Source organism: Streptomyces sp. NPDC037301 (assembly GCF_055602785.1).
On record NZ_JBVJWD010000037.1, the window covers coordinates 65,781 to 79,192 of the forward strand.

Genomic DNA, 13,412 nt, shown 5'->3' on the forward strand with positions numbered 1-13,412 from the left:
AAGGCTCCACATTGTTTTCCCTGAAGCGGCCCGCCGCTGCGGCACTGACCGCCGCCGCAGCTGTCATAGCCACATCACTCATCACAGCGCCTCCCGCCACAGCGCTCAGTTACAAATGCAATTCCAGCACCAAGAGCATCGACGACGCCGGATACAACGGGCCATGGCCTGACAACTGGGACATCACCGTGCGAGTGTGCGCCGCCCGCTCCGGATCCACCATCTACAGCTACGCCAAGGCAAGTTGGGACGGTCCCATCTCGTCATATCCCGTGGACGACACGACCATCCTCGACGCCGCGAGGCTCCGGCTTCAGATCAAGCGCTCTGTGAGCGGCACGGACCCCGTCAAGGTGCAGCGCGACTACGCCGCCATCGAGTCGCGGATGGAGAATAGCGACCGTTGGGCCAACTACAACGGCTCCTACCAGACCCCGACCCTCAGCTACAAGGTCGGAAGCGGCAAGTCGCTCGCGGACGCCGAAATCCACCTGGACTGGGACTCCGATGGGAAGGGCTACCACAGGTACCAGTACACCGGGTCCCCGACGGTCTAATGCAGCGGACTTGACCCCACGACCGGACGTCCGTAGGCACCCATACTCCCCTGCACTCCCGCCGCGCGCGACCTCCACTGCACCCCTGCACTCCCGCCGCGCTCTCGAAATAGCCACTTCCTGTCCCGTCCAAGGAGCCCTACCCATGCGTTCCCGCACCCTTCCTCCGATGTCACGCCTCGCCTCCGTCGCCGTGGCCGCAGCAGTAGCCGGAACTCTTGCCTGGGCGCCCACTGCGTCGGCCGCGCCCCAGGCCGACCGCTTCGGGCCGGGCTACGCCATCCCCGACTCGCAGGGGAATGCCGCTACCAGTCACATCGGTGCGTACGGCCCGCCGGGTATGCGGGTTTTCGGTGATATGGAGACATATTGCGCGGATCCGGAGAAGAAGGGTCCTGACGGGGGTGGCGGGTATGGAGGGCCCGTAGCCACCAGCCGCTGGACGTCGTCGGTGACTGGCGAACAGGTGCCCGCCTCCCAGGTCTCGTACGCGAGTTACGTGATTGGCCGGTACGGGCAGACGCGGAACGCGGCGCAGGCCGCCGCCGTGGACGCAGTGGTGTACGAGATGCTCGCGGGCGGTACGTACGGGATCGACGGCACGCGAGGCAAGCAGCGACTGGCCTACCCGAATGTCTCCTCGTCGTCGCGTGGCCTGGCGCTCGGCTACATCGCCGAGGCCAAGAAGTACGCCGGTCCCTATACCCTCGCCGTCACCCCCAAGGTGAAACAGACCGCGCCCGGGCAGAAGATCGAGGTCACCGTCGCGGTCACCGCCGCCCCTTCCGGCGCGAAGGTGCCCGGGGTAAAGGTCACACTCGCCGAGAAGGGCCCCGGCGGCGAGAACGGGCAGGTGACCACAGGCGAGAACGGGGAGGCCACCTGGTCGTTCACGGCCGAGAAGAAGGGCGAGGCCAGCGTCTCCGCGACCGCCTCCGGACTGCCCGGCTCCCAGTTAAAGGTTCTCAACCCCGCCGACACCCGGGCCCAGCGCATGCTGCTGGCCGGCGACACCACCACGGCCAAGGCAACCGCCAGCGTGGATGTCACCCCGGCCCCCGGGGGAGTGCTGATCCGGAAGAAAGACCCTGAAGGCACCAGGCTGGCCGGGGTCGCCTTCCAGCTGCTCACCAAGGACGGCAACACCATCGCCCAGGGCCAGACCAACATCGAGGGCATCCTCACCTTCGACGGCCTGCCCGCCGGCACCTACCGGCTGCACGAGAGCGACAGCGGCAGCCCCGTCTACGGCACGGTTCCCGACCAGGACATCGTCATCACGGAGGGCGAGACTTCCGCCGCCAACCCGATAGTCGTCGTCGACCCATTCAAGTCGGCCGAACTTCAGCTGAAGAAGATCGACAAGGACAGCCGCCAGGCGCTGCCCGGCGCGGTCATCAACATCGCGGCGGACAACGTCGACGCCAGCGGCAAACACGTCCCCGGCAAGAAGGTCGCCACGCTGACCACTGGTGCGGACGGCACCGCCACGGCCAAGCTCGACGTCCTATTGAAGGCCGGCACAAGGTACTGGGCGACCGAAATCAAAGCCCCCGGCGGCTACGAACTCAACACGACCGCACAGCAGTTCACCGCCAAGCCCGGCGCCCAGGTCGCCATCACCATCGAGGACGCCAAGACCCCCACCCCTCCGGCCACTCCTACGCCTCCGGCCCGGCCCAAGCCGCCCGCCCCGGCACCCGCCGCCGCACCGCAGGCTCAACTCGCTCACACCGGCGGCGGCAATATTCGCTGGGCGGTGACTGGCGGCGCGGTCCTGCTGGTGGGCGGCGGCGCGGCCATCTGGGCATCCCGGCGCCGCCGTAGCACATCCGACACACCCTCCTCCTAGCACGGCCAGACGGTGCAGCCGTCAGCTGACCGTCCTGTGTCAGCTGATCGGCAGGCCCGTCGCTCCGTCGAGGACACCCAAACCCGCCCGACGAAAAACCCGGCGGCAATCCCGCCCTGTCCAGCTTCGCCATGCCCGTCCAGGCCGGCAAGCACAGAGGGAGAACGGTGACCCTGTCCGAAACCCCGGCTGATGAACCCGAGTCCGGGACGACGCAATCAGCCCACATCACGACGACAGCAGAGTTGCGCAGCGGACCCACCTCTCCAGACCCTGTCCTCTTGGTGATCGGCTCCGGAGACGGTGACTATCGCGGCTACGCCCTGCAGGCACTCGCCAAGCGATACCGCGTGATCCTGATCGACTCCGCCGCGCCGACATGGCAACGCCCCTACCTCACGGGACACCTGGTGGCCGACCTCCGGGACCAGGACGCTGTTCGCGACGCCGCCCAGGCCGCCTCCGCCGGCCTCCGTGTCGAAGGCGTGCTGACCTGGCACGAGTTCGCCGCCTTCCACTCGGCAACCGCCGCGCGAAGCCTCGGAGTGCCCGGATCGGAACCAGCGGCCGTGCGGGCCTGCCGCAACAAGGCCACGGCCCGGGCAATCTTCGACGCCCATGGTGTCGCATCGGCGCGGTGGGCGCCGGTGAGCGACCTCGCCGAAGTGCGGATTGCCGCCTACGACCTCGGCTACCCCTTCGTTCTCAAGCCTGCCTCCGCAGCCGGAAGCGCGGGAGTGATCAAGATCGATCGCCCCGCAGACCTCCCCCATGCCTTTGCCTTCACCGCGGCGGCCGCAGCACACCAAGGCCAAGGGGGCCACGGCATGCTCGCCGAGGAGTACTTGGACGGACCAGAAATCAGCGTTGAAGTTGTCTCCCACCACGGCCGCCACACAGCAGTCGCTGTCACCCGCAAGCAGCTCGGCGACCCGCCGTACTTCGAGGAGACCGGCCACCTCGTCGCACCAGCCCTTGACGGACCGGAGACCGACGAAGCCGCCGACATCGCTGCCCAGGCCCTTGACGCCCTCGACATCGCCCATGGCATCAGCCACGTCGAGCTGCGCCTGACCCAAAGCGGCCCCCGGATCGTGGAAGTCAACCCCAGACTCGGAGGCGACCTGATCCCTCACCTCGTACACCTGGCCACCGGGATCGACCTCGTCCGTGCTGCAGCCGACCTTGCCCTCGGCCGAGTCCCCGACGTGCTCCCGACCCGTCAGAAGGCCGCCGCAGTCGGATTCCTGTACCCGGACAGCGCCGGACAGCTGCGGTCACTGACCGTGGACGCCTCACTGGCGGCGGACACGTGGTGCGAGCGAGCCGTACTCGAACAGCAACTCGGTGCCAACGTAGCGCCCCACCCGGTTCCGGGATCGACTCCCGCCTGGCCCACGTCGTGGTGACCGGCGAGACCCCAGGCCAGTGTCGACGCCGCCTGGATCGCGCCCTCAGATCCGTTCATGCCGACATCGCCCCGGCCACATCGCCTCTCGCCGAAGGGGCAGCCATCTGATGCCCACCACCACCCTGACCCGGCGGCCCGCGGCCCAGGTGACTGCCCGCTGGCACGCCGATGTCGATGCCTCCCCGCCGGATACCCAGCGCCCCCCACACCCATCGCGCACCCGCGCCTGGGCGAGAGCCTGGCAGCAGGTCACCACCGAGCGGGTCTTGTCTCACCAGCACGTGCATCTCTTCGATGAGACCGTCGGTAGGAGTGAGACAGTCTCCTTCTACCTCCTGGATCCAGACGGCAGCCCCTACTGGAACTCGCAGGAGACCGACGCGGACATCGCCCCGGTATGGCCCGGCCCTGTGCTGTGGGCCGGAAGTCCCCACGCCGAATACGGCGGCGCAGGCACATCGACAACTGCCCTCGCCCACGCCACCGTCAGCGCCGGCCAGGACCTCGCCGCCGAATTTGGGGCCTGTGCCGTGGCCTTCCCCGGCCTTACCCCCGCACAGGCAGCCCTCCTCTCCGAAGCCGCCAGCCCTGCCGCCCCGCTCGACCTCGCAACCGACGTTGCCTTCACACGCCCACTGGGCCCTGACCTCGACAGCTGGTGGGCTGGCATACCCACCCGATACCGGCGCGAGGCCCGCCGCCAGTGGCGCCGCGGAACGGAAGCAGGCCTCCTACTCACGCCTCTCACCGGCACCTCGATCTTTCCCGCCCTGGGGAATTTCACCGACCTTGCCAACGGAACAGCCGACCGTCACGGCACCCGTCTTTACGGACACGAGATGCTCCACCACCTCACCGACATCCCCGGCGCAGTACTCCTCGCCGCGACCCACAACCAACAACTCGTCGGGGGCCTCTACGGATGGCTGCACCATGACTGCCTGTACCTCTGGGCATCAGGGATCGACTACCGCCACTCCGCGGCGCGCTGGACCTACACCTGGCTGATGGGAGAGGCCGCCCGATGGGCCATCGACCACCAGGCGACCCTGATCGACGCAGGACGATGGAACTGCAGAGCCAAGACCCACCTCGGTTACAGGCCGCAGGTACTGCGCACCGTCGTCAGGTTCACTCAGCCCAATCAGACGGCTGCCGCTGCACTCACGCGCCTGTCAAGGCGATTTGAAATCGCCGCCACCCCATACCTCACCCCCGGCAGCCGATGGTGACCCAACCCCCAGTGCACCGTCTAGCTGGGGGAGACCGCAAGGCTACCGAGCACGACCACGCCTTCAGCCACACAGCCCCCGCACTCACCGCGCCTGCTGCTAGCTCGGGCGCCAGCAGCCAAGGAATCAAGCCATGAATAGTCCCGGGACTACTGAGCAGCGCGCCGTGCGCGATCCGAGCCGGGTTCAGGGGGGTGACCTCACCGATCTCCCCGACGGGCTGATCACACTCAACTTGAGCCTGTGCACGAACCCTCTAGGGCCGCCACCCGCCGCCATCGAGGCACTTCAGAAATTCCTCCAGCACGACGCCCACCGCCTGATGCCTCCACCCTATGAAACGCCACGTCCGCCGTACCAGGCCGAACGACGCTACCTGCAGGCGTTCGCGGATCGGCTCGGCACACACGAGGAGGACATGCTCGCCGGCCGCGGAGTCACCGAATTCATCTTGATCCTCGCCCGCCTGCTGAACGACTCACGCGTTGCGGTCATCACCCCCGACTACACGGAGACGACGCGCCGCTTCGCCTACGCCGACTTCTTCAGCCCCGCAGACGGCGTGCGGGACACCGTCGAACACCGCCTGACCCGCCTGCGCCAGGCGATGCGCACACACGACTTCGTCATCCTGTCGAACCCCAGCAACCCGCTGGGGCACTACATCAGCCGTGAACATCTGCTGCAGGCGTGCAAAGACAACCCTCGATGCGTGGCGATTGTCGACGAGGAGTACATCGCATTCCAGGGAGCCGGGCTGAGCCTGGCCGGCGCCGACATCCACAACCTTGTCGTCCTGCAGTCCACCGGGAAAACATTTGGAATAACCGGTACCCGGGCGGGCATGCTCTGGACCCACCACGCCCAGCTGCGCCAGGCCGTGACAGAGCAACTTCCCAGCTGGCCACTGTCGTTGCTGGACATCGTCCTTGCCACCGCAGCGCTCCAGGACAACACATGGCTCCCCGGCGCACTCGCACAGATCGCCGCAGACGCACGGCGCCTGCACCTGCTGCTGACCGACCACTTCGGCGACGCGGTGGCCGAGGCAGACATCCACTACCGGTTCGTCCACATGAACCAGCCCTATGAGGCCCTGGAGCACCTGCAGGAGCACGGAATATCCGCCCGACTGTTCACCAGTACGTCCCGCGGCGGCGTATCCGGCCTGCGCCTGATGACCCCCAGCTCCGAGACCGAGTTCAAACAGCTCAGCAACGCGCTGGAGACCTTGAACGGGTACAGGGAGCACCGGTGAAGATCACCTTCGACACAGAGAACGAGAGGTACCTCGACGCCGCCCGGCGCCTTCACCAGGCATATGTGACAGGGGACGTCCCCGTATCTCCCGACTCCCGGGCCTCTCGCAGACCCCCATACCCGGGAAAAACGGTTCTTGAGCCTCTCCCATCCGTGTGCTTCGAGCCCGCAACCGATCCAACCGGACACAGAGATGACACCTGACCCGGAACCTGCCCGCCCAGCCCTGACCATCCGAGAAGGTCTCGGGTTCCCCGACGACGTCTGGCGTCACTACATCGCGATCTGGCAGGCCGGCCGCGCCGTGACCGCCTTGGCAGATCCGGACACGACGTTCCAGAAGAGCGCGCTCCAGGAGACACCCACAGCTGGCCTCACCGGATACACCGACCTGAGCTGGACGTCAAAGCGCGGAATTGTTGTCTTCCTGCACGCGGGGATCCTCGCCGTGGAGAGATGGCTGCGCGAGCAAAAACTGGACACCCCGCTGCGTATCGCAGCAACCCGTGCCACAGCGACGCACGACGACGCACAGATCGACTCCCACGGCGTGTCCCCCTTCAACCGTCGGCTGGCACGTACAGAAGCACAGAGGCTCCGAGACGACCACTGGCCCGCGATACTCGCCGTCGCAGACATTCTCGATGCGCAAGGCACCATCAGCGCCACTGAAGCCTTCCTGACGCTGAGCAGAACTATGGCACCGGCCCTTGCGGACCCGGCTCCACTCACCCCTCAGCAAACGGCCAGGGTTGATGACGTCACCGATGCCAGCCGAACACGGGCAAGCCAGACCGGGCGTGAGACCGCGCAGAAAAACCCCACCCCCGCGCGCTCCCGCCGCGAAGACACGTCCAGACAGCGACCCTCTTTCACGAACCCCGGAACACCGCACATCACTGGGCGGGAACCGATAGGCCCTGCTCCCGCCCAAGATGTGTTCATCCCAAATTGCGCGGGTGCTCGTGCTCTCCCGGCGTTCGAGCGCGCGTTCGCCGGAGTGTAGATCGTCGAGCACGGCCCAGCGCCAGAAGCTGGGCCCGACCGGGGCCACCTCCGCAGCAGCGCTGCGCATCACCGCCTCGCCACGACGCGTCCCCATCCCTTGGCTCCGTTCTACATTGCCCGCCGCTGCACGTCGTGCCGCGCAAAGTTGCAGGTCAGATGGTTAACCAGGTGCGGGATTCCGGAATAGCGTGTTCGCCCGACAACACAGTGCCTGGTAATCGCCCGACAGACAGACCGGCATAAGGACCAGACGGCGACACCGGCGCGACCAACTGGCCTCCGCACGACCTTCATCCGGCAGGCCAGCTAGCTTGCCGTTCCTTCCCTGCCAGGCATCCACCGACCTACACAGCCGGTCTCGCCGAACCGATCAGACACGCCCTCCAGTCCCAACCCCGCTCGATTCCCAGAACACCATCCGCTGTACCACACCCCCACGAACGGGACTGATGTGATGGCACTCCAAGGAAAACCCACCCATGGAAGTTCGCGTGATCAGCAGCCGCAACGGGACCCGCGGGACGCTACGCCTGGGAACCCTTTCACGCCCTATCGGCCGACACGTACCTACGAAGGGCTGGGCCCGCTAGCCAACGCAGTCCTAGCCATGCAGGCACACCTCAACACGATGTCAACGCCGTGGTCGAAGGGGGTCCACGAGCGCCACATCAGAGAGGGCATCGGCATCTCTCCCACGCGGTACTGGCAAGTCCTCGTGACCCTGCTGCACAGCCCCGAAGCGCGCAAGGCCGAGCCGATCGTTCTGCGTCTCCTGGAAGAGATGCTCAATCGCCGACGCATCGCGCGCGGCGAACCTCGGCTGAACGTTACAAACGGCCCAATGGCTGGACACGACAACTACACCCGCGGCGGCCAACAGCTGCCGTGAACTGGCACCTCGGCCCCTTGCCACTTGCCAGTCAGCACCTCAGTACTGCCCGCTGCCCATGTACGAGATCGATTGACTGGCCACCGAGGGCGACGAGCGGGCCATCACCGGGGAGCGGCCGCGCGAAACCGACCGCCTCATGGAGCACGGCCCCGGCCGACGGCCTCGCGGACACACACTTCGTCGAGCCACACCTTCTGCCTACCAGCCCTGCGCCTGGTGCTCTCTCACCCCGACAGTCGTATGCCGAGCTCAGTGACACTGCTCCTGGGACTTCCCTTTCGATTGTTTACGCAGGTCAGCAACCTCAACGACGCCAAACGACGGGCCTAGATTTCGCGGTGAACAGGCGAGAGCGGCTGGCCCCGAGGCAGCCGTAGGGGTGCGGACAAACCGCAGGGGCCGCGCCTCAGTATCACCTGGGTCGCGCCTCGGTCGGCCACCCTCCCGCGACACGGCTCAACGGAGTAACAGAAGACCAAACCAAATCGCGGATTCAACCATGCCCCAACCCACCCGCACCACGATGAGGAAGTGGCAAACGACATGAACAGACAGTCAATCAAACGCCTCGGTCGCAACGCGCTCTGCGCCCGTCGCGAGTTCGCCTACCAACCAGCGACCCCCGTACTCTTGGTCGACGTCGACCGCCTCTGGCACCGGGAGCGCCGAGGACCGTGGACAGTGTCCAGGGCCACCCGTTGCGGCAGAGACCGCTGGAACGGATCTGGAACCGGCTACCTCGTGATCACCACAGCCCACTACGACCCGCACACGACCGAGACTCACGAGCCAGCTCTCGCCGAGCTCGGCTCCACTCAACTGGTCGAGTTTTCCCGCGAGGAGGGCCGAGCTGCCGAAGAGCTCGCCCAGTTCGCCGCCGGACTCCCGAGCCACCTCTCGTTGAGCGCAGTTGAGGCAAGCCACCTGATCGACTCGTGGCAGAGCCACACCGAAAAGGTTGCGGCAGACGCCGAGGCACAGCGCCGGGAGGGGGAAACATGGGAAGCTCAAAGAACCGCACTCGACGAGGAATTCACACGCCTTCAGGAACGCTCCACCAGCCTGGGCGTCAGCATTGAGCGTGAGTTCCCCACCCGCATCACCATGACCTTCGTCGACCTGAAGAGACTCCTCGAAGGCGTCGGCAACACGGTCTAGCAAGGAAACCCCCCCATCAGCGCGCGGTCCTTCCCGAACGACGGGCAGGACCGCGCACTGCTACGTAGAACCGATCTACGGGGTTCTACGGGCCGGCTCGCATCCTGGGGAGCACCGCGGGGGCATGCCATGTTCCCAGGGGGCCCGAGTCCAGAGATCCCCAAGCACTCCCAGCGTTAGAGGAAACCCGGGGCAACGAGCAGCGCCAGGATTCTGTCGCTCCCGCGTACCTCGCCTGACCAACACTCACCGAAGAGACAGAGCACGAACTCCAGAGCACTCCGAGCCCATCCCGAGCCCATGCGCCCGCGCCTCCCACACTGCCCGGACGGGACCTCGGCAGGGATCAAGACATCTGCGTAGACGGTTAACAACCGCATCAGCGACACATGGCCAGCCCCCAGGCAAGCCCGCCGTACAACTGGTCGGCCCTCTCGCGCAATCTCCGCTCGATGCGCCTCAGAGGCGGCAGACTTGAGCATATTTGCAGGTCACAGGCACGTCGTCGACGGCTTCAGAGGCTTAGGTTCGCACTGATGGCAGTGGGTGGGCCGCAGGGCCCCGCACCATCTCTCAATTTCTCTCGCCGTCTACGCCCCGTGCCGTGTCCTGTCCTACACACGCATCCGGCTCGGCGTTCGGGCGGCCCTCTCTGGAGGTCATGTCGTGTCCCACCAGGCCCTAATACGCCCCTTCACGGTCACCGACGACACGCTTCAACTGTCGGAGTTCGTCCCGCTCCGCGCATCCCACGGCAACAAGACTCGGCTGACAGTGACCAAGGCCCCGCGCTGGGCAGGCCTTCGCGGCGGTGCGGACACCGTAGTGAGCTCGCCAGCCCGTGCCGGCGAATTCTTCAAAGGTGCCCGACTCGCACGCATGCCCCAGTTGAGGGACGGAGACGCTGTGAGTTGCCCGCAGGGCACGCTCTGGCTGCGCCATTCCGGCCTCTGGATCACACCAGGCCAGCGCGCAGGTCTGTGCCTGAGGGACAACGACATCAGAACTTGGTGGACAGGGCGGCACAAGCACGGCAGCCGTTTCGCGCTCGTACATCGCCTGGAACCCAACGAACTGCACCGCATCCGCGCCCCCTGGTACATCGGAGAAGACCGCGCCCTCATCGCCGGCCGAGTGCTCCAGGCCCTCGCCCTCGGAAGCAGCAAGGCCACCAGCACGCACCTGGAACTGCCATCAGGATTGATCACCTTCCACTCACCGATCGGCGGGAGCACCTTGTTTGTTCCCATTACCCGGACCGAAGAGCCACCCACGGACGCCGAGAAGTGACCCCGAACCGTCCACTCGCCGCTGGGGAGCCCTCGCGACGCGAACGATCAAAGGCGCCGCAGCAGCTAGCGGAACTTCGAACGAAAACCGGTGCCTGACGAACAGAAGCGCCGGAGGCGACGCTCCCGGAATCGAATCCGAACGCCACGCATCGAAACAACGTTGGTGATGCCGCATCGCCTCATATTTGCGCTGGTCAGAGCCACCATCCAGGCGCACCCGACGGAATAGCGTTCATGGCCGGCGAGGCAAACGCGTAGCCCCCCGCGCCACCGTGATGCCCAAGCGCTCTCGCATCTCAACTGCACGGCCGTACTCGCCCACAGAAGGCTCTTTATGCGGCCACGACAACCCAAGGACCCCCGTGACTCTTTTGCACATTGGCCCCGGCAATGCCAGCTCGATCACCGAATACGTCCCCTCGCACGTGACCATGCTGCGCCGCTCGGCAGAACTGCTGACCGGCGACGAGTGGAACGCCGCGTCCCTCGTGCTCGTCGACGTGCGCAGCGCCTCCACCATCATCTCCCGTAACCTGCCCCGCCATCCGTCCGTCGTCCTCATCGCACTGACTGACACCGCCCCCAGTAAGGACCACTACGCCGCCGCTGTCCAGCTCCATGCGGCTCATCTGGCAGAACTTCCCGAAGGCGCCCACTGGCTACGCACCCGAATAGGGGACGCCATGCCGTCAGCAGCCGCTGCGGACAGGCTGGAGCGCGCTCGCCGTTCCGAAATGGCCACCCGGCCAGTGACGGCGGAGGTGTATGTGTCACCTATCACCAAGGGGGCCGTGCTGCGGCTACTTCTTCAGGGAGGATGGCCGCCCGATGACCGGCACGTGATAATGCTGGATGGACTCTTCGCGAGCCCTGACACGTCTGCGAGGAAGACGGCCGACGCTGCCCTGGCGAAGACAGGATTTGCTTACGCCCAGGACTCCTTCTGGCAGAGCACCGACCGCGACACACTCCGCCGCGCCATCACGCCAACGCTTGACTATCTCGCATACACCGCCCGCCGGTTCGGGCCCGCACCGGAACTCCGGGACACGCACGGGTTGGACTTCTGCTCAGTACAGCGCGGCTGGTGGAAGGCCACCGCCGCCGACGGCCGAACAGTACATCTGACGTGGTCGCCGCACCTGGGCGGCGACGTCTGGCGACTGTGGGACGGACCGCAGGCTACGAACCTGATCACCTCCGGCACAGACGTCCAGTCCGTGCTGGCCCACCTCTGAACCCTGTGCCGAGCTCCGCTCCCGACGCCCAAGCGGGAGCGGAGCTTTCGTCCATGGGCGGATACGCAGCAACGGCTTCGCATCGGCTCCGAGCGTTTTCGCTGGTCATAGGCCCACAGTCGACGTCGCCGGCGGAATAGCTTTTGGCCGAGCCAGCGGGGATGACTCCCTGCTCGATCGCTAGCCGCCTGTACACCACCTGGCCGCCGCTGACCGGCGACGCCTGCCAGCGCTGCCACGACGTCGCGTTCCTCGCCCGTGCCACCAAATGGCCCGGCCACCCCGCACTCTGTTCCGACTGCCACGAAACCTTGCGCACCGCCCAGGCCAACAACGGCCACCAGTGCGCCGACGAATGCCCGAAGCCCACCGATCACACCGGCCTGTGCCACCCCTAACCCACCCCCAAGGCGGCCGCCTGCACGGCGACCGCCCCACCATCTGAAAGCGCACCCTCATGAACTCTTTCCGCGGTCCCCAGCCCACCGCCATCGACCCGCCCGGATGCGGCTGCAACGAATGTCTTGTGGGCGAATACATCCCACTTGACCGCGCCACAACCGACCACATCGCCGCGCTACTTAACGGCACCCTTCGCAATCACCTTCACACCGGCACCACGCTGACACTCACGGGCACCTCCTCGCTGAGCAACCCCAGCGGAGCCCTGACCGTCGACACCGCCCGGGTTGAGTACAAAGACGGAGACCACCACCTCACCTGGGACCTCCACACCACCCACCTTCCCACCCCCTGACACCGGTCGCTCCCCGGCCCGCCAGCGCCGGACCGGTACCAGACTCCAGCCGAAAGGAAGCCCCACACCATGCCCCCGACGCTCCCGCACCTGCCAGGCACCAGCACCCCGGAGCACAGTTCCACGATCACCTGGCTCGGCTACGTGAACACCGTGGACACACTTCGCGCAGACGGTCAGTCCCTGGCACGCCTGATCGCCGACACCCTCACCGCCCAGTACCCCACCGCCGCCTACCTGATCCTGGAAGAAGGCGACAGCAACGACATCATGGGACTGCACAGCATCCTCGACGCCGACGGTCGGCTGCTGTACGAACTCGGCGAAGACCACGCCCGCTTCCCGGACCTGCCGCCCCACTCACCCCTCGCACAGGCATGGGCACCCCTCAACCCGGCAAATCCCTGGACCCTGTTCAAGGCCATCCAGGGCCTGCACCAGACCGGGTTCCTCTTCGACCAGATACCCGAAGACGACCTGGACGACGACGCCCCCGCCGAAATGACCTGCCTGCTGCTTTCCACCTCCGCGCGCCCCAACTGGTGGGCACACGCTGACGACGCCAACGACCGGGCCCTGCGCCCCTACAGCGCCCCCAATCCCCACCACTCAAACGACGAAGGCGCCTGACTAGCCGCGGGGGGGGGGGGTGGGGGGGGGGGGGCGAAACACCGGGCCCAGCCACAAAGGAACAGGCACCCCCCAGTCGTTTCCTCTTCTCTCTGGAGCGACCCACACAGACACACCCCCCCAGG

At 66.4% G+C, this 13,412-nt stretch carries 13 protein-coding genes; all 13 read left to right on the forward strand.

The annotated features are described in order from the left end of the window. Positions 1-11: 11 nt before the first annotated feature. The 13 genes from ACZ7IB_RS36730 (at position 12) to ACZ7IB_RS36790 (ending at position 13,287) form a co-directional block, all read left to right on the forward strand. A complete protein-coding gene (locus ACZ7IB_RS36730; protein WP_470918688.1) occupies positions 12-557 on the forward strand; it encodes a hypothetical protein in 546 nt (181 codons plus the stop codon). Positions 558-702: 145 nt separating this feature from the next. Further along, positions 703-2,409 carry an MSCRAMM family protein gene (locus ACZ7IB_RS36735; RefSeq protein WP_470918690.1) on the forward strand — a complete coding sequence of 569 codons (1,707 nt, stop codon included), beginning with the start codon at positions 703-705 and terminating at the stop codon, positions 2,407-2,409. A 284-nt stretch (positions 2,410-2,693) separates the two neighbouring features. Further along, the gene (locus ACZ7IB_RS36740; RefSeq protein ID WP_470918710.1) at positions 2,694-3,818 is read left to right on the forward strand and encodes an ATP-grasp domain-containing protein; all 1,125 of its coding nucleotides are present in this window, start codon (positions 2,694-2,696) and stop codon (positions 3,816-3,818) included. 109 nt (positions 3,819-3,927) lie between these two features. Next, on the forward strand, positions 3,928-5,052 hold the full coding sequence (locus ACZ7IB_RS36745; protein WP_470918692.1) for a GNAT family N-acetyltransferase: 1,125 nt from the start codon (positions 3,928-3,930) through the stop codon (positions 5,050-5,052). 133 nt (positions 5,053-5,185) lie between these two features. Then, positions 5,186-6,310, forward strand: coding sequence for an aminotransferase class I/II-fold pyridoxal phosphate-dependent enzyme (locus ACZ7IB_RS36750; protein WP_470918694.1), 1,125 nt, complete (start codon positions 5,186-5,188; stop codon positions 6,308-6,310). A 195-nt stretch (positions 6,311-6,505) separates the two neighbouring features. After that, the gene (locus tag ACZ7IB_RS36755; protein ID WP_470918696.1) at positions 6,506-7,318 is read left to right on the forward strand and encodes a hypothetical protein; all 813 of its coding nucleotides are present in this window, start codon (positions 6,506-6,508) and stop codon (positions 7,316-7,318) included. 609 nt (positions 7,319-7,927) lie between these two features. Continuing rightward, positions 7,928-8,209 (forward strand): DUF3263 domain-containing protein, encoded by a 282-nt coding sequence (locus ACZ7IB_RS36760; protein WP_470918698.1) that lies wholly within the window; start codon positions 7,928-7,930, stop codon positions 8,207-8,209. Between the two features lie 546 nt (positions 8,210-8,755). Continuing rightward, positions 8,756-9,370, forward strand: a complete 615-nt coding sequence (locus ACZ7IB_RS36765; protein ID WP_470918700.1) for a hypothetical protein — start codon at positions 8,756-8,758, stop codon at positions 9,368-9,370. A gap of 906 nt (positions 9,371-10,276) precedes the next feature. After that, positions 10,277-10,660 (forward strand): hypothetical protein, encoded by a 384-nt coding sequence (locus ACZ7IB_RS36770; RefSeq protein ID WP_470918702.1) that lies wholly within the window; start codon positions 10,277-10,279, stop codon positions 10,658-10,660. 364 nt (positions 10,661-11,024) lie between these two features. Continuing rightward, positions 11,025-11,900, forward strand: a complete 876-nt coding sequence (locus ACZ7IB_RS36775) for a hypothetical protein (protein WP_470918703.1) — start codon at positions 11,025-11,027, stop codon at positions 11,898-11,900. Positions 11,901-12,061: 161 nt separating this feature from the next. Next, positions 12,062-12,298, forward strand: a complete 237-nt coding sequence (locus ACZ7IB_RS36780) for a hypothetical protein (protein WP_470918705.1) — start codon at positions 12,062-12,064, stop codon at positions 12,296-12,298. Positions 12,299-12,357: 59 nt separating this feature from the next. Continuing rightward, entirely contained in the window at positions 12,358-12,657 is a 300-nt protein-coding gene (locus tag ACZ7IB_RS36785; RefSeq protein ID WP_470918707.1) for a hypothetical protein, read from the forward strand. Between the two features lie 69 nt (positions 12,658-12,726). Next, on the forward strand, positions 12,727-13,287 hold the full coding sequence (locus ACZ7IB_RS36790; protein WP_470918708.1) for a hypothetical protein: 561 nt from the start codon (positions 12,727-12,729) through the stop codon (positions 13,285-13,287). Positions 13,288-13,412 lie beyond the last annotated feature (125 nt).

What these genes read in the sequence shown, in the direction of transcription:
- ACZ7IB_RS36735 (WP_470918690.1), top strand. Translation starts at nt 703, where the DNA reads ATGCGTTCCCGCACCCTTCCTCCGATGTCACGCCTCGCCTCCGTCGCC.
- ACZ7IB_RS36745 (WP_470918692.1), top strand. Translation starts at nt 3,928, where the DNA reads ATGCCCACCACCACCCTGACCCGGCGGCCCGCGGCCCAGGTGACTGCC.
- ACZ7IB_RS36750 (WP_470918694.1), top strand. Translation starts at nt 5,186, where the DNA reads ATGAATAGTCCCGGGACTACTGAGCAGCGCGCCGTGCGCGATCCGAGC.
- ACZ7IB_RS36755 (WP_470918696.1), top strand. Translation starts at nt 6,506, where the DNA reads ATGACACCTGACCCGGAACCTGCCCGCCCAGCCCTGACCATCCGAGAA.
- ACZ7IB_RS36760 (WP_470918698.1), top strand. Translation starts at nt 7,928, where the DNA reads ATGCAGGCACACCTCAACACGATGTCAACGCCGTGGTCGAAGGGGGTC.
- ACZ7IB_RS36765 (WP_470918700.1), top strand. Translation starts at nt 8,756, where the DNA reads ATGAACAGACAGTCAATCAAACGCCTCGGTCGCAACGCGCTCTGCGCC.
- ACZ7IB_RS36780 (WP_470918705.1), top strand. Translation starts at nt 12,062, where the DNA reads ATGACTCCCTGCTCGATCGCTAGCCGCCTGTACACCACCTGGCCGCCG.
- ACZ7IB_RS36785 (WP_470918707.1), top strand. Translation starts at nt 12,358, where the DNA reads ATGAACTCTTTCCGCGGTCCCCAGCCCACCGCCATCGACCCGCCCGGA.
- ACZ7IB_RS36790 (WP_470918708.1), top strand. Translation starts at nt 12,727, where the DNA reads ATGCCCCCGACGCTCCCGCACCTGCCAGGCACCAGCACCCCGGAGCAC.